The organism is Pseudoruminococcus massiliensis, assembly GCF_900291955.1.
Taxonomy (GTDB): domain Bacteria; phylum Bacillota; class Clostridia; order Oscillospirales; family Acutalibacteraceae; genus Pseudoruminococcus; species Pseudoruminococcus massiliensis.
This window is the reverse complement of the sequence record NZ_OLMR01000002.1, coordinates 293,166-317,038: the sequence shown is the minus strand read 5'-3', so window position 1 is coordinate 317,038 and position 23,873 is coordinate 293,166. Positions and strand designations below refer to the sequence as shown.

Below are 23,873 nucleotides of genomic sequence, written 5' to 3'. Positions count from 1 at the left end.
AATCAATCTCCTTTATCATAAATTATAATGTTTCTTGATTAAAAGCCGCTCTGCAACAAGAGATTTCAAGATTACCATTTCTGCAGCGAAGGTCATCTATAAATTGCTTTTCTTGGCTCTGCTCTTTAAGTATAACTATGTATCTAAGCTTATAAAGGCTTCCCATATTTGCAGTCTTTACTTCTACAAGCTCATTTGACTTTGTATACTGCTCAAAAAGCTCATCAAAAACGCCTGTATAATCTAAGCTTTCAGGAATAGTAATTCTAAGCTCCTTCTTAACAGAAGTCTTATCACCGATTTTGATAAAGCTAAAGATAAGCTGAATTGTACAAATAACAACAACCAAAATTCCTGCAAGGAGAAGATAACCCATACCTGTTGCAAGTCCTACTGCCATTGCTAAGAATATACTGCAAATTTCCTTTGCACTTCCTGGCACAGAACGGAAACGAACCAAATTGAAAGCTCCCATTACTGCAATTCCCGCACCGATACTGCCATTCACAAGCATTATAACTACTTGTACGATTGCAGGAAGCAGAGCAAGCGTCATAACAAAGCTTTTTGAAGTTGAATTTCTGAAGGAATAAACAAATGCAATAATCAATCCAAAAGCTATTGATGCACCCATACAAAGGAAGAATAAACCCTCTGTAAAACTTGCTGTTGACTGATTTGATAATACGCTGTTAAAAATATCCATTATAATCTCTCCTTATGCTAATTTTTTAATTTCTTGAACCTTTTCAAGTTCAGATGTATTTTGTTTTTTCAATGAATTTATGTATCCCGTACCATACTTAGAAAATGACGACGGAAAAATTTTTAATCTATCTAACTCATCTGCAAGCCAAAGTGGCATTGCATATGGTGTTTTAACTTCCATAATATAAAGCCCGTCCTGAAGAATTGTTTCTCCCCATATTCCGTCAGCTAATGAAAGCTTTTCTTCTCTGATAAGTGGGTTACTATCAAAGGTAATTCTCAAGGTTGAATCTTGAATACCGCAATAAGAATCCCTCTCATAGCTTACAAACATTGCTGGTTCTATGCCTTCGTAATATTTCAATGCCCATGCAAGCTCTTTTTCAATCTGTGTTTTCGGCAAAAGCTTACCAGAAAGAAACATTTCCGCCTCACGAAGTGTCATAGCTGTACGGCGTTTATAAACTACACCACGATATTTTTTCTTTAGCTCTATGAAAACCTTATCATCAGCACTTGGTGTACCATAACTGCGAAGTCTTAATTTTTCTTTATATATAGGCTTTTCAATAGAGTTGCGAATCATTAATCTTGACGGGGTATCATAATATATACTGCAAATAGTGCTATGAAAATATTTATCCTTTGCGAGATACAGCTTTGCAGTTTCAAGGATTTTTTGTTTTTGCCGAGATGTGAGAATATATTTTTTCTCATATCTTTTAAAGATACTTTGGAATTGGCTCATAATATCTCATCTCCTAATAGGTTGGTTTGTTTTCTATGTCTATATAATAATTGTCCTGCCTTAAATTTACTTTAAGCTTACAAAAAAATTAAGAGGAATTTTAAATTTGATTTTTTGTTAGATATTTACTATATTTTATTAAAGTTAATTTTATTATTATACATCTTGCGAAAACTCAGCTTTTATGTTATAATTGGTTTATAAACCAATTATATATCAGAAAGCAGTGATTAAAATGGCTCGAAGATATGATAAGGAAGACTCAAAAAGACGAATACTATCCGCTTGTGTAAAGCTTTTCATAGAGAAAGGTTATCATAATACCACATTAGCAGAAATATTAAGAGAAGCCGATGTTACAAGCAGTACATTTCAAAATATTTTTCACACAAAAGACGGTGTACTTATGGATTTAGTTGAATTTATGTTTGAAAATCAATTCGGTATGGCAAGAACAATAGCCAAAACCTCAAATCCTGTACTTATATACGCCGTAGAAACATCTATTCAAATTGCCTTAGCAGAATTAAACGAAAACCTTCGTGATATTTATATAGAAGCATATTCAAATAGTCAGACCATAGAATATATTCATCAACATACATCTACTGAATTGCATAAAATATTTGGCACTTATCTTCCAGACTACGAAGAAAGCGATTTTTATGAGCTTGAAATTGGCTCATCAGGAATTATGTGTGGATATATGGCAAAGCATTGCGATAAATATTTCACACTCGAAAAAAAGATTCAACGCTTTCTTGCTATGAGTATGACTGTCTATGCTGTTCCTGATGATGAACAGCAACAAATCCTTAGCTATATATCAAGCCTTGATATTCGCCATATAGCCAATCAAGTAATGCAAAAGCTTTTTATTGCATTAGCAATGAAATTTGATTTCACTTTTAATACTGAATGGAGGAAATAAGATGAAAATATTAAAAAGGACGCTCCTTATTTTAGCTGCACTTATAGTTGTAGTTGCTATTGTTTTTACAACTATCTATTTCACAAGATTCCAAACATCGGCAACTATTCAAAAAATCACAGCATATGATGAATATAACCTCTACCGTATGGATATTAAATATGATTACAGTATTGAAAACATCATAAATTATGGTATAACTGATAATCAGTCCTTTGTTGACGCTGTAACAAAAGAAGCTTTGCCACTTTTGCCAGTACATATTGAAGTTCCCGATTTTGGTTGCAGTGCTTTCAGCGTTAAGGATACCGACAATAATAACCTTATGGGCAGAAATTACGATTTCAAAAATGATAGTTCAGCAATGCTTGTTTATTCAACTCCAAAAGATGGATATAAGTCAGTCGCCTTTGCTGCTCTTGATAATATTTCTGCAAATACTGCTGATGCAAGCCTCAAATCCCGACTTGCCTGCCTTACCGCACCATTTGTATGCTTAGACGGAATGAATGAAAAAGGTGTATCTATCGCTGTTCTTACTCTCGATAGCGAACCGACCAAGCAAAATACTGGTAAACCAACCATTGCTACAACCTTAGCCATAAGATTAGTGCTTGATAAAGCCGCATCTACTGAGGAAGCTGTCGAACTTCTAAAAAACTATGATATGATGGCAAGTAGTGGTCGAGATTATCATTTTTATATAACAGACTCAAGCGGTGACGGAAGAGTAATCGAGTATAGCCTTGATAGCGAAAGAAAGCTTGTTGCAACACCTGCTCGTGCTGTAACAAACTTCTTTGAAATGTATAAGGATAAGGTAAAGCCAAATCAACACAACGAAAATTACGGTCATGGCAAGGAAAGATATGATGCTATGGAAGAAATTTTCAACAAAAATGAGGGCAAAATCACAAACAAAGTTGCGTGGGACGCACTTAAGGCCGCATCACAAAAACCAAGCAAAGATGATATAACCAGCAACACTCAATGGTCAATCTTGTATAATAATACCGACCTCACAGCCGAAATTGTTATTCGTAGAGATTGGGATACAGTAACAACCTACGACCTTGACCTCAATGAAATAAATGGTGGCGAAGATTAATAAATTTCAATATATCTACTTAAAACACAAAAAAACGGTAAAGCCAAAATTAGGCTTTACCGTTTTTATAGTTTATATTATTTTACTTTGCGTAATCGAATGCTCGGCTTTCTCTTATGATATTAACCTTAATTTGTCCTGGATATTCAACATCAGACTCAATCTTACGGCAAATATCTCTTGCGAGAAGAACCATCTGGTCGTCCTTAATCTTTTCAGGCTTAACAATGATTCTGATTTCTCTACCAGCCTGAATTGCAAAGCTACGCTCAACACCATCAAAGCTTGATGCGATTTCTTCAAGCTTTTCAAGACGCTTAATGTAGTTTTCGAGGTTTTCTCGTCTTGCACCAGGTCTTGCAGCGGAAATGGCATCAGCTGCCTGAACGATACAAGCAATAACCGTTTTAGCCTCAACATCTCCGTGGTGAGCATGAATAGCATGAACAACTGTTTCGCTCTCTTTATACTTGCGGGCAACATCAACACCAATCTCAACATGAGAACCCTCAATCTCGTGGTCGAGAGCCTTGCCAATATCATGAAGAAGTCCTGCTCGGCGAGCAAGTGTCGGGTCAAGACCAAGCTCCGAAGCCATGATACCAGCAAGATATGCAACTTCAAGCGAGTGGTTAAGAACATTCTGTCCATAGCTTGTGCGGTAACGAAGTCTGCCAAGCAGCTTAATAAGCTCAGGGTGTATTCCGTTTACGCCAGCCTCAATAACAGCTCTTTCGCCCTCTTCCTTGATGGTATTTTCAACCTCTCTGCGAGCCTTTTCATACATTTCTTCAATTCTTGCAGGGTGGATTCTTCCATCAGAAATCAGCTTTTCAAGCATAACTCTTGCTATTTCTCGTCTTACAGGTTCAAAGCAAGAAAGTGTGATAGCCTCAGGTGTATCATCAATAATAAGGTCAACGCCTGTGAGAGTTTCTATCGCTCTGATATTTCTTCCCTCACGACCGATAATTCTGCCCTTCATCTCATCATTTGGCAGTGGAACAACAGATACTGTTGCTTCTGTAACATGGTCAGCCGCAACACGCTGAATAGCAAGTGAAATAATCTCTCTTGCCTTTTTTTCGCATTCGTCACGAGTTTTCTGTTCGTAATCAAGAACCTTAACAGATTTTTCGTGAACAAGCTCATTTTCAAGTGTTTTGAGCAAATAATCCTTTGCCTGCTCTGAAGTAAACTTAGATATTGTTTCGAGAACCTCTATCTGAGCCGTTTTGACCTTTTCAGCCTCAGCGAGCTTATCATCAGCCCCCTTGAGTTTTTTGTTAAGAGTTTCGTCCTTAGCCTCAAGGCTTGTCATTTTCTTTTCGAGAGTTTCCTCTTTTTGTTGTATTCTGCGTTCCTGACGCTGAATCTCTCTTCTGCGTTCGTTAAGTTCTTTGTCTGCTTCATTACGCAAACGATGGATTTCATCCTTACCTTCAAGTATGGATTCTTTCTTTTTGGCTTCTGCGGATTCTTTAGCAGCCTCGACTATACGCTCAGCTTCCTTTTCAGCAGAACCGATTTGGCTTTCTGCAACCTTTTTACGATAGTTTATTCCGGCGTAAAAAGCTACTATGCCGGCTATTACAGCAAAAACTATAATAAGTACAATCGCCAACCATAAATCCATAGTTATAGGCACCTCCTTTTTAATCTTTAGTATTTCAAAATTATGTCAGTTGCCGAGGAAGTGCCGCTATTATATTTTATAAAATTTTTAATCTGAGTATTATAAAATCAGTCCGAAAAGTCGTGATACTTCATAATAACGCACTAATCCCCTACATCAGCACATTATTTCTAAACAGATTATTAAGGCTCAGAAAATATATCTATTCACCGCAATAAATTCTTTTACGGAAAAATATATGAATTCGAAAATCATTTTTTGAGTTAAGAACTATTATAACCCAATAATGTGGAATCTTATCATCATTTAATATATATAATAACAGCCTTTCGGCAGAAAAATAGTATAACAGCAGAACCGTTATAGGGATAGTTGACAAACTACCCTAAGTATTATTTTAAACGGTGATATATAAATTGTCAAGCGATTTACAATCGCATTTAAAGTATAAAATTGCTGTATAAATTTGGTTATTATTTTTTACAAATAAGACAGCTTTAAAACTTAAAAGCTTTGAAGAAGTATATTGAGCCTATGAATGGCGAGAAATTGGTAAAATTCATATTATAGTAAGAGTAGCTATTTAGGGGGGTAGGCTATGGAAATATTTGGATTGCTCTTACTATCAATGTCACTTTCAATAGATGCATTTACAATTGGAACAAGTTGTGCATTAGGTGGAATAAAGGCCTCTTGGAAATCGAGACTGATAATTTGTGCAATTTCTGTACTTATTATGGGTATTTCAATATTCTGTGGTGAAGCTTTGGCAAGATTTATAAGCCAAGAAGTGGCAAGATATATTGGCTGTGGAATGTTATGTATACTTGGTATTTATATAATTTTTGGGAGCTTTGCCAGAAATAAAAAACCAAAAAGGAAAAGCATAACACTGGCCTTAAAGCCTTTAGGAATAACTATAAGCATAATAAGAGAGCCTTCTCTTTGTGATATTGATAAATCAAATACAATAGACTCAAAAGAGGCCTGTTATATTGGTACAGCACTTTCAATAGATTCGATTGGAGCAGGGGTTTCTATGGGAGTAAGCGGAATAGGTGCAATTTCGGCAGCAGGTTTATGTGGAGCGTTTCAGTTGATATTTCTTTGTTGTGGTCTATTTTTAGGAAAAAAGCTGAGAGGAATAGAAAGAATACCATCTGAAATTTTTACAAGGATTTCAGGACTTGTTATAATACTTATTGCGGTTATAAGGCTATTTATATAGAAGATATTTTATAATCTGTATACTTTGAAGATTGTATAATTGCGTAGTATATTATTATGGTTAAAATGTGCAAATTTATATATGAATTTTTGGAAGTTTTTTTAATGATAGTGTCGTTTTGTGCAAAATGCCGTCAAAAAGCATTAAAAAACCCAAAAAATGCTAAAAATGGGGAAAATAGTTCTTGGCTGGAACTATTTTTAACAAAAAATAAAAAAGCTATTCAAAATTTTGTCAAAATATTACGGAAGAATTATATTAAAAATGCACATAAACAGGAAATTTAATTTATGCAAAACGGAAAAAATCATAAAAAAACGAGTAATATTAAACAAATTTAGGATACCATTTATAGTTATATGAATAAAAATTACAATTTATAGTTGCAAAGTTCAAAATCATATGTTATTATTACTACAGAGGCGGAGGGGTTCGCTGAGCGTATATGCGATTTAAACAAAATTGTTAATTTTCGTTATTATGCTCCGAATACCTCGCTGAGAGGTATAAAGCAGATGCTTTATATGCAAGTCAGAACAAACAAAAATTTTTTAGAGAGAAGGATTTTAAAATGGCAAGTAAGGCAAAAAAGACCACAGCGTTGCTTCTCGCATCTCTAATGTGTGCAGGTGCATTCGCAGGTTGTGGCGGTAACGGCGGTACAACAACTAGCACAGCAAGTGGTTCTTCAGCAGGTAGCACAGAAAGCACAGCTTCTACAGCTTCTACAGCATCTTCAGCAGGTGATGTTTCTATTCCTACGGTTGCAGAAATCACAGAGAGACTTAAGACAGAAGCTAAAGACGGCAAGATTTCTCTTAAGGTATGGGCTCCTAGCAATAGTAAGGACTTCATCAAGAGCATGGTCGAGAAATTTAAGACAACTTATGCTGTTGATGGCGTAACATACGAAATTAAGGTTGTTGAAAAAGGCGAAGATAAGTGCATTAACTCACTTACAGAAGACGCTTCTAAGGGTGCTGATGTATTCCAGTTCCCAACAGACCAGCTTCTCACAGGTGTCAATGCTGGTGTTCTCGCAGAAGTTCCTACAGTTTTCCAGGGTCAGATTTCTTCTGAAAATATGGAAGACGCAGTTAAGAACTGCACATATGATAACAAGGTATACGCTTATCCTATGACATCTGATAACGGATACTTCCTCTATTATAATAGTTCTAAGTTTACAGCTGATGATGTTAAGTCTTTTGAAACTCTCCTTGATAAGGCAGCTAAGCAGAAAGTTCAGGCTTTTATGACAATTGGTGACGCTTGGTATACCTCAAGCTTCTTCTATGCAGCAGGCTGCGATATTAAGCTTGATACAGCAACACAGAAGATGGATCTTATTGACTTTGATACAGATAAGGGTGTTGCAGCTACTAAGGCTATGGCAGACCTCGTAAACAACAACAAGGATTCTTTCGTATCTACAGGTGACAATGCTGCTATTCTTACACTTCTTTCATCTGGCAAGCTTCAGGCTGTTGTAACAGGTACTTGGAATACTGCTGCTATCGAAAATGCATGGGGCAAGGAGAATGTTGCAGCTACAAAGCTTCCAACAGTTAAGATGAATGGTACAGATACACAGCTCCATTCTTTCGGTGGTTACAAGCTCGTAGGTGTAAACTCTGCTTCTAAGTTTCCACTTGCTGCTGCTACACTCGCAACATATCTCACAGGTCCTGAAGTTCAGCAGGAAAGATATAACCAGCTTAAGGTTATCCCAACAAACAACGCAATTCTCGCATCAGACGCACTTAAGAATGATCCAATCCAAAAGGCTATTGAGGCTCAGCGTCCATACTCACACTCACAGAGCGTTTGCACAATGAAATACTGGGATCCAGTTGCATCTGTAGGTTCTGATATTAATAACGGTAACCTCAAGAGCAGCGATGAAGCAGGCATTAAGGCAGCTCTCCAGAAGGTTGTTAAGAGTGTCGAGCAAGGCTAATAGCACCACAGACTGAATAATAACCGTATAATAAAAACGGTGAAACTTTATGCGAGCAGCCTGATATTTAATGTTAGGCTGCTCAAATAAAGTTAAGAACATAAAAACTTATATTTTTTCAGAAAGAGGGTGCAAAACCGCATGGATTTTCTTGATTATATGCAGATGAGTGCAGGTCAAAAGTTTGCTTATAAATTTAAGACATTCTTTAAAACTCTGCCTTCAAACATCGGCAAGGTCTTTACCTTGTTCGGTCAGAAAGTCATTAAACTTTTAAACGCTATCGCCAAAGGCTTTGCTAACTATGGCAGAAATTTTGTAAAAGGCGATATTTTCACAAAGCTTTCTTATATTATTATGGGTGCTGGTAGCATCGGTCATAAGCAGATAGTAAAGGGTATCCTTTACCTTGTGCTTGAAGTTTTATACTTCTTATTTATGATTGGTTTTGCGGTTCCTTATGGACTTTCACAGTTCTTCACACTTGGTACAGTAGAAACTCATAATGAAAAGGATACATGGGGTGTTCAGACTGAGATTCAGGGTGATAACTCTATGCACATTCTTCTCATAAGCGTTATGGCAATGATTGTAACTATTGCATTCTTTGTATTCTATCTTATGAATATCAAGTCTGCTATTGCTGCACAGGAAACAATTAAGGCTGGCAAAAAGCCAATCGGCATTAAGAGGGAGATTCTTATATTCCTTGATGAGCGTTTTCACATCACTCTTCTCAGCCTTCCTATTGCTCTTATCCTTTGCTTTACAATCCTTCCGATTATATTTACAATCTTTATTGCTTTCACAAACTATGACCGGTTCCATCAGGCTCCACAAAAGCTCTTTACTTGGGTAGGTTTTAAGAACTTTGCGGATGTTTTCTATGATAACCCTGAAAAGTCTTATACCTTTGGTAAGATTCTTGGCTGGACAATTGTTTGGGCTTTCTTTGCAACATTTACCAACTACATAGGTGGTATGGTTCTTGCACTTCTCATCAATAAGAAGGGCATTAAGTTTAAGGGACTCTGGAGAACACTCTTTGTTATCACAATCGCTGTTCCTAACTTTGTTACACTCCTTGTTATGAATCAGCTCCTTGCTGACCAAGGTACTCTTAACCTGACACTTAAGGACTGGGGACTTATAAGCGACAGTATTCCATTCTTATCAGATGCGAACTATGCTCGTGTAGTTGTTATCTTGGTTAATATGTGGATTGGTGTTCCTTACACAATGCTTAGTACCAGTGGTATTCTTATGAATATTCCTGAGGACCTCTATGAAAGTGCTAAGATTGACGGTGCGAATGCTTTCCAGACATTTATGAAGATTACTCTTCCATATATGCTCTTCGTTACAACTCCGTACCTCATTTCTTCTTTCGTAGGAAACATCAATAACTTCAATGTTATCTTCCTCTTGACTGGCGGCGAACCAAAGAGTACAGATTATTACAGCGGTGCTGGTAAGACAGACTTGCTCGTTACATGGCTCTATAAGTTGACTGCTAATAATAAGGACTATAACCTTGCGGCTGTTATAGGTATTATTATCTTCGTTATCTGTGCTATTGCATCGTTGATTACCTATAATATGTCAAAATCTGCTAAAGATGAGGAGGCATTCGGATGACACAGGCTGCCGGAGAAAAATCATATTCCAAAAGACAAAAAACAGTCAACATTGTTATTTATGTTATACTTGCAGTTATGGCGGTTATTTGGTTGCTTCCAATCGTTTGGTTGGTTATCACATCATTTAGTGACCAGATGGGTCCGTCCGCAAGTTTCATTCCAAAGAAGTGGACTTTCAATAACTATGTAAGACTTATTACAGACGAGAGCTTCCCATATTGGCGTTGGTTCTTGAATACACTCTTTGTTGCGATTGTCTCTTGTGTAATTTCTACACTCTTTGTACTTATGACAAGCTACACATTGAGCCGTCTCCGTTTCAAATGGCGTAAGAAATTCCTTAACATAGGTCTTATCCTTGGTATGTTCCCAGGCTTCATGTCAATGGCTGCTATTTATGCTATCATCGAATGGATTGGTCTTAGCCAGTCACTCTTCGCACTTATTCTTGTATATTGTGCAGGTGCAGCTATGGGCTTTCAGATTAGTAAGGGCTTCTTCGATACAATTTCACATTCACTTGATGAGGCTGCTACTATTGATGGTGCTAATAAAAACACCATCTTCTGGAAAATTATTCTTCCACTTTCAAAGCCGATTCTTGTATATACAGCTTTGACAACATTTATCAGCCCTTGGGTTGACTTTATATTCGTCAGCTATATCATGAAGGACAACAAAGATAATTATACTGTTGCTTTTGGCTTACAGCAAATGCTCGAAAGAGAGAACAATGCAAAGTATTATACAACATTCTTTGCGGGTTCTGTTATAGTTGCACTTCCTATCACACTTCTTTTCATTAAGATGCAGAAGTATTATGTTGAAGGTGTTACAGGCGGAGCTGTTAAAGGCTGATTTTATTCAAAAACGAAGCAAGGAGTGGCTCTTGAGCTATTCCCTGCTTCCTTGTTTATAAAGGAGAGATTTACTTGAAAAAAAGACTTTTAGCACTTACTCTTTGTGCGGCTATGCTTGTTTCAGCGGTATTGACTGGTTGCCAGAATGGTGGAACAACAGAAAGCAACAATTCTGTTGTTTCTAATACTGAATCTGCTGCATCTTCAAGCTCTGATAGCAGTATCCCTGAAGATGGCGGTTTTAAAACGATAAGCTATGAGGCATCTAAGGACAAGTATAGAAACTATTATGAGATTTTTGTATATTCTTTCTGCGATTCAGATGGTGATGGTATAGGCGATTTTAAGGGTCTTACATCTAAGCTCGATTACCTTAATGACGGCGACCCTAAAACAACAGATGACCTCGGTATTGATGGAATCTGGCTTATGCCGATTATGCCTTCTGGTTCATATCATAAGTATGATGTTGATAACTATAAGGATATTGATAAGAGCTATGGTACTCTTGAAGATTTTAAAACATTCCTTTCAGAGGCTCATAAGCGTGGTATAAATGTTATTATTGACTTTGTTATTAACCATACTTCTAATACTAATGAATGGTTTAAAAAGGCTAAAGAGGAGCTAAAAGAGGGCAAAACTGATGGTTATGCTCAATATTATAACTTTGTTCAGTCAGCTTCAAAGCCAGCAGATGTAGGTGCTTCAAGTTATTATTATGCTGGAACAAAGGGCTGGTATTATGAATCGGCATTTGCTCAGAATATGCCTGACCTTAACCTCAAGAACGAAAAGGTTCGTAAGGAGATAGAAGGCATTTGCGATTTCTGGCTCAAGGATATTGGTATAGATGGTTTCCGTCTTGATGCTGCATATCACTATGACCAAAATTCAAACGAATCTATTAATGACATTAAATGGCTATATGACTACTGCAAGAGTATTAAAGACGATGTCTATATGGTCGGAGAAGTTTGGATGGGCGGAAATGTTATTTCCGATTTCTATAAGAGTGGTGCAGACAGCTTCTTTAATTTCGATATGCAGGGTACTTCTGGACAGGTTGCAACTAAGGCTGTAAACCTCAAGAATGTAAAGGGCTACTATGACTATGTAAAATCTTGGGTTGATACAATTACTGAAAACAATAGCAAGGCTATAAGTGCTCCGTTTATTTCTAATCACGATACTGCAAGAAGTGCAGGTTTCCTTACAAGAAATACTCAAAAGGAAAAGAACGCAGCTATGGCTTATCTCCTTACTCCAGGTAATCCATTTATCTATTATGGCGAGGAGATTGGTATGACTGGTTCTGGAGAAGACCCTGATAAGAGAACTGGTATGGTTTGGTCACTTTCTGATAATACTGGCTATGTTGCAAGTATTCCGGGTGCTACTACAAATACTGAAAAGCCTGAAGAGGGTGTAGCAGAGGCACAAAAGAATGAAAACTCTCTCCTTAATCTCTATAAGAAGGTTATAAGACTTAAGCTTCAGAACCCTGAAATCGCAAGAGGCACATTTACTCCTGTTACTCTTGATGAGAATAATAAGGCTGTTGGTGCATTCATCAGCGAATACAATGGTTCTAAGGTGATGGTCATTCTTAACCTTAGCGATAAGGCAACTGTTACAGTTCCTAAGTCAGCAATGTCTTATTCAGGTGTAAGAGGCTATATTGTGAGTGATACAACTAATACAGAAAAGGTTGAGCTTAACGGCGAACAGCTTACTATTCCTGCAAATAGCGTTGTAGTTCTTAAATAATTTGATTTTATAGTTTGACACCCCGTTTATCGGATAATTTCTGATAAACGGGGTGTTGCTATTTTTGGGAAATTTATAGCAAATTAAACTTAACTTTAGAATGCATTAGTTTTAACTAATTGGAACTTTTAAATATAACATTTTAGATTTGTATGTAAGTTTTATGTAAAGCTACTTAAATTAAATAACTTTGGTATTTCACTTTAATAATTGACAAATATTAGTAATAAATGTATAATTTTAATGGTATTTTTTATATTTTTTTATTTTAATAAATAAATACAATGTATATTAAATAAGTTTTAGTTTTGTATAAGTAAAATTTACTTTACATCTATTATGTGGTTAGTGATAATAAATGGGGTGTGAAAATGAAAATAAAACTTGCAATCTTAGAATCTGATGTTGATTTTTTGAAGAACTATTCAATAGCATTGTCTTCTAGATTTTCTGATAAACTTGAGGTTTATACATTTAGCAATCTGGAAAATGCGATGTCAGCTCTTGCTGATTCAAGAATTGATGTATTTCTTGCAGGAGATAATTTTGAAATAGATACAAGTAATATTCCTGAAGAGTGTGGTTTTGCATATCTTGTGGATTCAAATGATATTAAATCTTTTAAGAATGAACATACCGTATGCCGTTTTCAAAAGATTGACTTAATATATAGAGATATACTTGGAATTTTTTCTGAGAAAGAATATATAGTTTCTGGCAGTAATATGGCTAATACGAATTGCAAGGTTTTACTTTTTACTGGTATAGAGGGTGGCACAGGTGCATCTTCAGCAGCAGCAGCATGTGCATTATATTTTGCACAAAATGGCAAACGCGTCTTATATTTAAATATTGAAAAATTTGGTTCAGCGGATATGTTCTTCTATGGCGAAGGACAATACACAATGAGTGATATTGTTTATAACATAAAGAGTAAAAAATCTAATCTCTCTTTAAAGCTTGAAAGCTCTGTGAAAATTGATAAGAGAGGGGTATACTTTTTTTCTTCACCAAACCTTGTGCTTGATTTGCTTGAGCTCGATATAGAAGATAAAAAACTTCTTATAAATACATTAGTTATGTCATCACAATATGATTATATTGTGATTGATTGTGATTTTGGAATGCAGAAAGATGATTTAGAATTATATTCAATGGCAAATGAAATTATACTTGTTGGCGATGGTTCAGAAATCTCTAATGATAAAACCGTAAGAGCAATTGCTTCTATTCAAATTTTGGAGCAAGAAAAAAATATGTCTATTTGTAGAAAAACTATGCTTTTATATAATCGCTTTAATAATTATACTGGTAGAACTATTGAAAATCTGGATATGAGGACTATAGCAGGAATTCCTCCATTTGAGAATCTGAATACACAGCAGATTATTACAAAAATTTCAGGAATGCAATTCTTTAATGTGCTTGAATAATTTTGATGGGGGAAAATTATGGATTACGAGCAGGAGCAAAAAATTGTAAGTGATTCTAAAGAGTATGTATCACAAAATTTGGCATTAAGCCATATAGATGATAACGAACTTAGAGAACAGATTGATAATATAGTAAACCAAAGAATAGGAAGCTCATATTGTTCACTGAATCAGAGAGCATCTATGGTTGAGCAGGTATATAGTTCTATCAGAGGTTTTGGTTTGCTCGATACGATTATTTCTGATGATAGCATAACGGAAGTTATGATAAATGGTCCAGATAATATTTTTATAGAACAGAACGGAAGACTTACAAAACTTAATAAAAGATTTGAAAGCACAGAAAAGCTGGAAGATATTATACAGCGTATAGTTGGACTTGCTGGCAGAGAAGTAAACCAAGCAAACCCAATATGCGATACCAGACTTCCTGATGGTTCGAGAGTAAATGTTGTACTTCCACCTATCGCTCTATGTGGACCTACTATTACAATAAGAAAATTCTCTAAAACGCCTATGACCATAGAGAAACTTATAAGTTATGGCTCTATAACGCAAGAAATCGCTGATAAATTGGAGGTTCTTGTAAAATCAAAATATAATATATTTATAAGTGGTGGCACAGGCTCAGGTAAAACAACTTTTCTTAATGCTTTATCTAATTACATTCCTAAAGATGAGCGTGTAATCACAATAGAGGACTCGGCTGAATTGCAGATAACAGGAATTGAAAACCTTGTAAGTCTTGAAACCCGTAACGCTAATACATCAGGTATTGGTCAAATCACTATAAGAGACCTTATAAAATCTTCGCTGAGAATGAGACCTGAACGAATTGTAGTTGGTGAGGTTCGTGGCGGTGAAGCTCTGGATATGTTACAGGCGATGAATACTGGTCACGATGGTTCTTTATCAACAGGACACGCCAACTCAACCCACGATATGTTGAGCCGTCTTGAAACTATGGTGCTTCAGGGTGCGGCTGGTTTGCCTCTTGATGCTATAAGACAACAAATTGCTTCGGCTGTTGATATTATAGTTCATCTCTCAAGGCTTCGTGATAAATCCAGAAAAACCATGGAAATAACTGAAGTTGTAGGATATGAGAATGGTCAAATTCAGCTTAATCCTTTGTATGTTTTTGAGGAAGATGAAAAAAGTACATTAACAAAGGTTTCTGGAAAATTAAAAAGGACAAAAAATCCAATGAAAAATACATTGAAACTTCAGATGTCTGGTATGAATATTGAAATTTAGGGTGTGGGATAATGTCAAGAAGTAAAAAAAATAAAGAACCACAATATTACATATCAAAAATCAATACACAGTTACTTAATTATAATGTTTATTATATGAGTAAAAAGGAAAAGCTGATGTATTATACAATAGCTTTTGTTGCAGGTGGAGTTATTGGTTTGATATTTTATGGTGGGCTATTTAAAAATGATGGTGTAGAAACACTGGCAACTCATATAAGCAATATTGTAGTTTTTGTTTTAGTTGGCTTTATAGGATTAAAAGTTTTTATACCAAATATAACAGAAAAACTCAGAAAGAAAAGAATACGCACACTAAAGCTTCAATTTAAAGATTTTTTGCTTGCTCTTGGAAACTCTATCTCAGGTGGTATGAATTTTAATGATGCATTGGCATCATCTTATAATGACCTTAATATGCAATACTCAAGTGACTCATATATAGTAAAAGAAACATACGAAATATTGAAGGGTATTGAGAATAATGTTTCTTTTGAAGAAATGATGCAAAATCTTGGAGAGCGTAGTGGTGACAGCGATATTTATAACTTCGCAACGGTCTTTAATATTTGTGTAAGGTCTGGTGGTAATTTAAAGGAAACTATAAAGCGTACAGTTGACATTATCGCATCTAAGATTTCTATGAGTGAGGAAATAGAAACCTCACTTACATCAAATAAAACCCAGTTGCTTGTTATGGAATTTATACCTATTATATTAGTATCTATGATGAGATTGATGAGCTCCGATTTTAATGAAAGCTTTTCATCAGTACTTGGAGTAGTAGCGATGACAGCTTGTGTAATTATTCTTATTATAGCATATAAGCTGGGTCAAAAGATTATGAGTATTAAAGGTTGAGTGAGATATGAGATTAGCAATGATGATTATTGGAACTTTACTTGCTGTTTTTCTTATAATCAAATATATAAAAGGCAAAAAATATGCTGATTTGATTGAAGGTCTTGAGGACGATAATGAGTACCCCTTAAAAGACCTTTATGTTATAGGATTTTCTATGAATGATAATTCTATATTTAAAATTCATGATAAAAACAAAGATGAACTTATTTCTCAAGCAAAGCTTTTATATGATAGCAGATATTCAGAATATTATGCTATGGTAGCTTGGGCACAAACCTTGACTTTTGCTTATCTTGGTGTTGTTTTTGGAGTTATCATTGGGGGAATTTTTAATTCAATATTCTTTGTTTTGGTAGGTGCGATTTTTGCGGCAGCACTTGGAAACTATTTTTATACAAAGATGAAGAATAAAGTTGAATCAAGAAAAGAAGACTGTGTTTCTGAATTGCCTGAGGTAGTTTCTACTATTGCTATGCTTATGAATTCTGGTATGACACTTAAAGAAGTATGGGAACTTGTTGCTAATAGCAAAGAGGGAACAATATATTCTTTAATGAAACAATCTTGTATTGATATGAAAAATGGTATGACAGAGAAAGAAGCAATATCAAAGTTTGGTATATATTCAAACTCTGCTGAAGTAAAGAAATTTACAAGCGTACTTATACAAGGTATTGATAAGGGAAGTAAAGACCTTTCGGAGATACTTGCAGAACAATCTATTCAACTTTTGGAGGCAAAGAAACAATATATGCTTCAAAAGGGTGAGGCGGCTTCTTCAAAGCTATTGTTACCTACAACTTTAATTTTTGTGGGAGTAATGATTGTAGTTATTGCGGCAGCAGTAGGTTTACTTTTAGGATAATATTGGTGAAAAACCATTATTATAAATATATTTAATATTTTTAAGGAGGAAGATGTTGATGAATAACATCAGTACTAAGGCGGCACTTTTTCTTTTTGACGCTAAGAGCAAATTTGGTAAAGCAAAGGATTATTTAGGAAGAAAAGCAAAGAGCATTGTTAAGGAAGAAAATGGTGATACAAACTTTATCTCTATCATTATTATTCTTGCAATCGTTCTTTTGGTTGCTGTTGCATTTATGATATTTAAGGACCAGATTATTGGATGGTTCAATGGCACTACACAAACTTTCTTTAATCAGACAGATAGTGCAGCAAGTTACACAACCAGCCACTAATTGTAATTTTTAAAAAATACATAATATAACTGAGGAAGTTTAATTTATGATTTATGTTGTAACAGGCTTGTGCCTATTAGTATCATTCGCTATTTGTGTGTTTTCTTTAGTATATGCAGAAAACAGAAAACAGAAAGAAGCAGTCCTTGAGGCTGTTGAAGCTTCGGAGGAGAGTTCAGAAGAACAGGAATCGGAAGATAAAAAAATAGGCGAGAATTCAGACGAGGAAAATAAAGGTACTAAACAGGACGCAAGCCTGCGTACAACTTTTTTTTATAAAATAAAAACTCTTACCGTTTGGCAATGGGTTATCTTTGTTTTGATTTCAATAGCTTCATCTGCATTACTGTGTTTAGAAACAGTATGGATACAGTCTAATTCAAATAATTGGATTACAATTATAAAACTTTTCTTGACTATGGAAATGCTTATTTCAGCTTCTATCATTGATAAGCAGATAAAAAAGATTCCTAATAAACTTGTGGTTTCAGCGTATTTAATAAGAGTAATTTTGTTTGTGCCAGAATATTTTCTTTTTAATGATACCTTTTTTAGAGTATTAATGGGTAGTGTTTTCGGATTTGCAATTTCATTTTTTGTATTTTTTCTTATGTCTATTCTTACCAAAAGTGGTATCGGAATGGGCGATGTTAAGCTTGTGAGTGCTATGGGCTGTCTTATAGGCTTGAGTGGAACATTTTTTAGTGTATTCTATGGAATGGTAGTATGTATGTTTATGGCAATAGGATTTATTGCATTTAAAAAGCGAAAAGTCAAGGACAAAATAGCTTTTGCTCCTTTTATATATATTGGTTATCTTATAACAATGCTTTTAGGAACATTTTAATTTTAAGGAAATGATTTAATGAAAAGGACAGTGTTTATAATATTTATAGTTATATTGCTTGGAATAGGCTGGGCATTTACAGTTTCAGATTTTTTAAGTGAGAAGTCTAAGGAGAATTATCAAGAACAACTTATTACAGATGCTGATAATTATTTTAAGGAAGGTCTTTATCAAAGAGCAATAAATAATTATAAGGAATATTTAAATAATAATCAGTCTGAAGAAATTTGTAAGAAGCTTATAAACGCATATGATAAAAGACTTGCAGAAGATGATAGAATAACCTCGGATTATATTTCAAGTATGGAAATTATAACTGCTACTTATAAGAAAAATGAAGCTTTCGTTGATAAGCTGGCAGACTTATATCGTAAATCTAAAAAGTATGAAAAAGAATATCAATGCTTATCTAAAGCTATGAAAAATGGTATTGATTCAGCAGATATTAAAAAGAGAATAAATGAAGTCAGGTATATGAATAAAATTTCTCCTTTAGCTTATAGCGATGTTAAAGGTCCATCAAATGGAGAATATGTTGTCACTTATAATGAATATATGATTACATTTAGCGAAGCTGGTAAGTCGAGTCGTTCATTATATGAATATATGAGTTTGGCTAATAATAATGGTGATAGAATTTATACAACCGACAAAGATAGTAGATTAATATCTGGTAAAGGTGTTGCTCTTGGAATTTTTGATTTTAAGATTTTAGAAGATGCGGGTGTATATTCTCAAGGATTAGTGCCTGTAAAGAATAATGGAAAATATAGCTATTATGATGAATTTGCTAAAAAGGCCTTTGGCGATTTCGATTATGCTGGTTGCTTCTATAATGGTAAAGCAGCTGTAAAGAATAATGGCGTATGGTATCTTATTAATACTAAGGGTGAAAAGGTGGGTGATGAATATAAAGATATAGTATTATCTGAAACTGGCTCATATATGAGTAATGATGTTATGATTGCCTCTACTAAAGAAGGAACATACACTATTTATAATAATAAATTGGAAGAAAAGGCTAATGTCACTTGCTCTGAAATTGGAAAAACTTCTAATAATGGATTGATAGCATTTAAGAATAATAATAAATGGGGTTTTGTTAATGAAGAAGGAAAGATAGTTATTGAACCTCAGTATGATAATGCTAAAAGCTTTAGTTATGGCTTAGCTGCGGTTTATTCTAAAGGGAAATGGGGATTTATAGATAAAAATAACGAGGTTGTTATTGATTATAAGTTCAAAGATACTGATAGTGATGCAGCGTATTATTTCAACTCAAATGGTAGTTGCTGTGTGGGAACAGATGATAATAACGAAAATGAAGATGTAAAATTACAACTTTTATCATTGATTATAGGAATAAAAAATGATTAAAAGTTTTAATAATTATAAAAATTTTAAGGAGAGAGAAAAATGAAAAAAATTTTAATTGCACTTTTGGTAGTAACTATGGCATCTTCTGTTATGATAGCAGGATGTTCTAATAAGTCTGAGGATAAAAATACATCTTCTGGTAATAGTATTGCATCAGAAGAATCATCGAGTTTATCGGAATCATCTACAGAGGATTCATCTTCAAGTTTTGATTCAGATTCAAGCAAATCAGAGTCTATAAGTTCTGATAGTAACGAGGCAACAGATGGAGATTTTGTATGGGAAGACGGTAAGTATATTACAGATTTATCAGAAGAAGGTGCTAAGAAAAAGGAAATAGTTATTCCTAAAAAATGCCAGATGTTTATGATGTCAGATTTTCAAAGTGGCAATTTTGGCGATAATGATAATTTAGAGAGTATTATTTTTGAATCAGATGATATTAAGGATTTACCCTCAGGATGTTTTATAAATGATATAAATTTAAAGAAGGTTGAATTACCTGAAAAACTCAAAAAAATATCTGAAAATCTATTTAGTGGCTGTAAATCACTTGAAAGTATTGAGATTCCAAGTTCTGTAACGGAAATAGAGGACCAGGCGTTTGAAGATACAGCAATAAAAGAGCTTAAAATTCCGGAATCAGTAACATCTGTTGGTGAAACAGTATTTAGATATACTAAGATTGAAAAGCTATATTTACCAGAATCATTAACTACAATAAGTAGTTCATTTCTTGGCGATTTAGATGATACAGATACATCTTACAAGCTTACTGTTTATGTTAAAAAAGGCTCATATGCAGATGAGCATTTTGAAGAATATCAATGGTCAGGTGTAACTAAGGAATATTATTGATTTATTTAAAATAGATTATTAAGTGGCTTATAAGGAGGATTTTACTTGAAAAAAATAAAAAAAATGCTTTTAAATGATGATTCGGGCGAAGTAATGCTGGAATCAACTATAATATTTACTATTACAATTTTCCTCCTTTTAGCTTTACTTAGTATAGGATTTATATTTTATCAAAAAGCTATGTTAAACTCTGTTGCAGATGAGATTGCCTCAAGTGTTGGTGCAACATTTAAGTTTAAAGACAGCGATTTGATGGAAAGAGAGATAGGAAGCAACGAATTATCATCTAATCAAATGTATAGATATATGTTTCATAGAGATGATACACTTGATGCTAAAAAAATCAAAGCAAAAGAGTATATAGGCAAACGCGTAGGACTTACTAATCTTGGAATTTCAAATAAGACTCCTGAAGTAGAGGATATTAAACTATATACTGATAATATAGGAAGATTTCATGTTACAGTAGATGTATCTATGGAAACAGAAATATTATTTATGGGGGTTTTAAAATATTTTAATATTTTAGATTCAACTCCAAGATTTACAGCATCTTCATCAGCAGAGTGTTTGGATATTACTGAATATAATTCATATCTTAATATGGTGCATGGGGTTATAAATGGAATAGCAGGCGATGGTACACCTATAGCAATTGTAGGAAAAGTTGTTGACATATTTGATACAGTTAAAGGTTGGATAACTGGTTAAGTTAATAAAATTATTTGAGGAGTTACAGATATGAAAAAATCGGTGACAAAAAAAATTAAGCAATCTTGTAAAGGCGCTATGTCTATTTTTCTTTGTGTGCTTGTAACACCATTTGTTTCTATTGCGTGTGGCTTAGTTGAAGTATATAGATATCAAGGTGCAGTTCAGACATATCGTGATGTAGTAGATACAACTCAATTTTCATCTTTGGCTAATTCTGATGAATATTTGAAAGATAGATTTGGATTATTCGCTATGTCACAGCAAGAAGATGATGATGTCTTTAAAAACTTTATAAATGACCTAAATGACAATTTAAGTATTCTGGGAAATGCAATAACTACTGGAGATACTAAAGCAAATGGTAAAAATCCACTTAGTGAACCTGATGTTCTTAAAACACAGATAAAAGACAATGCAGAAATAAATGTTCCTGTAAATATGTTGAAGGATATAGTGGGCTCAACAGGTGTAATGGAAAAAATAGAAAATAGGTTTAGCGATGAAACAAAGGAAAAGTTTGAAAAGGTAGAAAAAGGTGTAGATGCAGCAAGTGCTGTTGCAGAAGTATTGGATAAGGTAGCTAGCTTTATAGATGAAATAAAAAATTCATTAGAAGATTTGAAAACTGATGAGTTTGAAAAAAAAACAAATGAATTTATCAAAGCAAACAATGAGTTTCTTACACAACTATATAATGATAAATTTGATTATCATACTGACAATAATGATGCTGCTGATACTAAGTTAGAAAACATCTTAGAGAATAATACTTATTTTTCTAAAGTAAAGAATATTTATAATAGTGCAAAAAAACTTTCTGACAATGATGGAGTTTATGCTATTCTTAAGGGCAAGCTTGAAAATATTCTGGAAATAATAGAGAGTTTTAATGAAGCTAAAGAAAAAGTAGAAAAATTACACAAAAAAACTAGTGATGAAAAAGTAGGATTTGAAGATGTTATAGATAACCTTTACGAAAAAATGGAAGAAGCAGCAGAAGATTTTAATAAAACAGAATTTGAAAAATACATAACATTATTGGATAATTTTATTTCAAATCGGAATAAAATATCTAAACTTTCAAAGAGTGATGCATCATCTTATTCCGAATTGACTAGTTCAGACAAGGATAATATTAAGAGTTTTCTTAGTACCCTTATGGGTATCTATTATGATGACTGGAATGATAGTTCCTTATCTGAATCAGAAAGAAATGAAAAATTAAATAACTCTATAAAAAAAATATATGGTTTGGATGGTGGTTTACTTGGTATTGGTGATTTTGCAAATAGTATAACTAACTACATTGATGCTATGAATAATCTGCTTAAAGATTTTGTTAATAATAGTTCTGATAATATAGATGGATTTCTTGATGAGCTTGTAAAAATGATGGAATCATTATTTAATATGCATACATTATTTGATGGGAGATTAAATGCAAAGCTTAGTCAAGAATGTGTAAGTAATTTATTATCAAGCGGAGATAGTCCGTTTCAGACACTGCTCGAAGGTATTCAAGAGTTAATGGATGGTATTAGAACAGTTAAGTCTTCACTTACTTCTGACCCGTCAATTTTAGACTTTTTTAAAGGTTGTAAACAGATATTCAATGGAGCTAAAGCGGTTATAAAATCTGTTTCAAGCCAAGTTTCTAGTAAAATAGCTAAAGTACAGGAGTTTATAGAACAAATTAAAGACCCAAGCAAAATTTATGATGAATTGTTGATTGATGGATATATAGTCTATAATTTGCCTAATAGGACGAATGCAGCTAATGGAGTCACAACATCATCAATCAAAAATCAAGAGAGAGTTAATCTTGATGGAGAATCGCTTACAGGTTATAAATATGAAGATATTATAACACAAAGTACCCCATTGTCAGTTTCTCAGGAAGAGTATCAAGCTATGTTAGAAAATATGTCCAACGTAGCATATGGAAGCGACAATATGTTTAAAGGTGCAGAAGCTGAATATGTTTTAGTTGGTACATCAAATGAAATATTTAATCAGGTACAATCATTCTTTGATGTTTTTATGCTGAGATTAGTGTCTAATATTTATCCAGTTATGAAAGATACAACAATAAAAGGAATTGCCTCAACCGCAGGCTTATTTGCTTTTGTAGTTTATATTGCTTTTATTCTTGCGGAATCATATATAGATACTATATTATTAGTTAATGGCTCTGATGTACCATTGATTAAAGAAACCTGTTATTTTTCGGCAAGTGGAATTCCAGTATTATTAGGTAAGATTAAAGATGCTGCTATTGAAAATGGAGATATGAAGAAGGCAGTAGAAGGAGAGATTAAGAACCTTCAAGAATCAAATGAAAAACTTAAGAATAGTAAAAATGATTTTAAAGATGGTTTAATTGACATGAAATATAATGCATATCTATTTTTTGCATTAAAATTAGGGCCTACGGTCGATGTAAAGCTGGGAAGGTTAGCAAATATTATTCAGCTTGAAGCAGATAGCTATTATCGTAACGGAGACCTTGAGAAAATAGAAGATGAGATAAAAATTATACAAGGTGGTACTACTATACCTGAAGAAGATAAGACAGTAGATAAGGGAAGTGGAAGTTACTTTAAGATAAATCAGGCCTACACAACAATAAACACAACATCTAAGGTTACCTTTAATCCTTTTATTTCTATATTGAATATATCTGATAATAGCATATTTACGAAACAATATAGTCAGGATTTAAGTTACTAAGGA

General features: G+C 33.9%; 21 protein-coding genes. 18 read left to right on the top strand and 3 right to left on the bottom strand.

What is annotated here, in order from left to right; translation table 11 throughout:
- Nucleotides 1-22: 22 nt before the first annotated feature.
- Both C9914_RS04335 and C9914_RS04330 read right to left on the bottom strand, forming a co-directional pair.
- Nucleotides 23-706, bottom strand: coding sequence for a DUF4956 domain-containing protein (locus tag C9914_RS04335; protein ID WP_181013437.1), 684 nt, complete (start codon nt 704-706; stop codon nt 23-25).
- 12 nt (nt 707-718) lie between these two features.
- Complete coding sequence (locus tag C9914_RS04330; RefSeq protein WP_106763620.1) at nt 719-1,456, bottom strand: polyphosphate polymerase domain-containing protein; 738 nt, start codon at nt 1,454-1,456, stop codon at nt 719-721.
- A 235-nt stretch (nt 1,457-1,691) separates the two neighbouring features.
- Between C9914_RS04330 and C9914_RS04325 the strand changes: the two genes are divergently transcribed.
- Nucleotides 1,692-2,387 (top strand): TetR/AcrR family transcriptional regulator, encoded by a 696-nt coding sequence (locus C9914_RS04325; protein WP_106763619.1) that lies wholly within the window; start codon nt 1,692-1,694, stop codon nt 2,385-2,387.
- Between the two features lies 1 nt (nt 2,388).
- The gene (locus C9914_RS04320) at nt 2,389-3,495 is read left to right on the top strand and encodes a linear amide C-N hydrolase (RefSeq protein ID WP_106763617.1); all 1,107 of its coding nucleotides are present in this window, start codon (nt 2,389-2,391) and stop codon (nt 3,493-3,495) included.
- Nucleotides 3,496-3,577: 82 nt separating this feature from the next.
- Here C9914_RS04320 and rny read toward each other — a convergent pair whose 3' ends face one another.
- Entirely contained in the window at nt 3,578-5,131 is a 1,554-nt protein-coding gene (gene rny / locus C9914_RS04315) for a ribonuclease Y (RefSeq protein WP_022265364.1), read from the bottom strand.
- A gap of 598 nt (nt 5,132-5,729) precedes the next feature.
- Here rny and C9914_RS04310 point away from each other — a divergent pair.
- The 16 genes from C9914_RS04310 (at nt 5,730) to C9914_RS04235 (ending at nt 23,870) form a co-directional block, all read left to right on the top strand.
- On the top strand, nt 5,730-6,359 hold the full coding sequence (locus C9914_RS04310; protein WP_106763616.1) for a manganese efflux pump: 630 nt from the start codon (nt 5,730-5,732) through the stop codon (nt 6,357-6,359).
- 104 nt (nt 6,360-6,463) lie between these two features.
- Nucleotides 6,464-6,646: a hypothetical protein gene (locus C9914_RS04305; protein WP_106763614.1), complete on the top strand. Its 183-nt coding sequence runs from the start codon at nt 6,464-6,466 to the stop codon at nt 6,644-6,646.
- 284 nt (nt 6,647-6,930) lie between these two features.
- Entirely contained in the window at nt 6,931-8,319 is a 1,389-nt protein-coding gene (locus tag C9914_RS04300) for an extracellular solute-binding protein (protein WP_106763612.1), read from the top strand.
- Nucleotides 8,320-8,460: 141 nt separating this feature from the next.
- Nucleotides 8,461-9,957 carry a carbohydrate ABC transporter permease gene (locus C9914_RS04295; protein WP_106763611.1) on the top strand — a complete coding sequence of 499 codons (1,497 nt, stop codon included), beginning with the start codon at nt 8,461-8,463 and terminating at the stop codon, nt 9,955-9,957.
- Complete coding sequence (locus C9914_RS04290; RefSeq protein WP_106763609.1) at nt 9,954-10,817, top strand: sugar ABC transporter permease; 864 nt, start codon at nt 9,954-9,956, stop codon at nt 10,815-10,817. Before C9914_RS04295 ends, C9914_RS04290 begins: the two co-directional genes overlap by 4 nt.
- Before the next feature lie 74 nt (nt 10,818-10,891).
- Nucleotides 10,892-12,589 (top strand): alpha-amylase family glycosyl hydrolase, encoded by a 1,698-nt coding sequence (locus C9914_RS04285; protein ID WP_106763608.1) that lies wholly within the window; start codon nt 10,892-10,894, stop codon nt 12,587-12,589.
- A gap of 371 nt (nt 12,590-12,960) precedes the next feature.
- On the top strand, nt 12,961-14,022 hold the full coding sequence (locus tag C9914_RS04280; RefSeq protein ID WP_106763606.1) for a P-loop NTPase family protein: 1,062 nt from the start codon (nt 12,961-12,963) through the stop codon (nt 14,020-14,022).
- Between the two features lie 18 nt (nt 14,023-14,040).
- A complete protein-coding gene (locus tag C9914_RS04275; RefSeq protein ID WP_106763605.1) occupies nt 14,041-15,279 on the top strand; it encodes a CpaF family protein in 1,239 nt (412 codons plus the stop codon).
- Nucleotides 15,280-15,290: 11 nt separating this feature from the next.
- The gene (locus C9914_RS04270) at nt 15,291-16,139 is read left to right on the top strand and encodes a type II secretion system F family protein (protein WP_106763603.1); all 849 of its coding nucleotides are present in this window, start codon (nt 15,291-15,293) and stop codon (nt 16,137-16,139) included.
- Nucleotides 16,140-16,146: 7 nt separating this feature from the next.
- Nucleotides 16,147-17,007 carry a type II secretion system F family protein gene (locus tag C9914_RS04265; protein ID WP_106763602.1) on the top strand — a complete coding sequence of 287 codons (861 nt, stop codon included), beginning with the start codon at nt 16,147-16,149 and terminating at the stop codon, nt 17,005-17,007.
- A gap of 58 nt (nt 17,008-17,065) precedes the next feature.
- The gene (locus tag C9914_RS04260; protein WP_106763600.1) at nt 17,066-17,344 is read left to right on the top strand and encodes a hypothetical protein; all 279 of its coding nucleotides are present in this window, start codon (nt 17,066-17,068) and stop codon (nt 17,342-17,344) included.
- 46 nt (nt 17,345-17,390) lie between these two features.
- On the top strand, nt 17,391-18,191 hold the full coding sequence (locus C9914_RS04255) for a prepilin peptidase (protein WP_022265354.1): 801 nt from the start codon (nt 17,391-17,393) through the stop codon (nt 18,189-18,191).
- Between the two features lie 18 nt (nt 18,192-18,209).
- Entirely contained in the window at nt 18,210-19,568 is a 1,359-nt protein-coding gene (locus C9914_RS04250) for a WG repeat-containing protein (RefSeq protein WP_106763599.1), read from the top strand.
- A gap of 39 nt (nt 19,569-19,607) precedes the next feature.
- On the top strand, nt 19,608-20,426 hold the full coding sequence (locus C9914_RS04245) for a leucine-rich repeat domain-containing protein (protein ID WP_022265352.1): 819 nt from the start codon (nt 19,608-19,610) through the stop codon (nt 20,424-20,426).
- A gap of 93 nt (nt 20,427-20,519) precedes the next feature.
- Nucleotides 20,520-21,137 carry a hypothetical protein gene (locus C9914_RS04240; RefSeq protein WP_158707328.1) on the top strand — a complete coding sequence of 206 codons (618 nt, stop codon included), beginning with the start codon at nt 20,520-20,522 and terminating at the stop codon, nt 21,135-21,137.
- Between the two features lie 30 nt (nt 21,138-21,167).
- Nucleotides 21,168-23,870 carry a DUF5702 domain-containing protein gene (locus tag C9914_RS04235; RefSeq protein ID WP_106763596.1) on the top strand — a complete coding sequence of 901 codons (2,703 nt, stop codon included), beginning with the start codon at nt 21,168-21,170 and terminating at the stop codon, nt 23,868-23,870.
- The last annotated feature ends 3 nt before the right edge of the window (nt 23,871-23,873 follow it).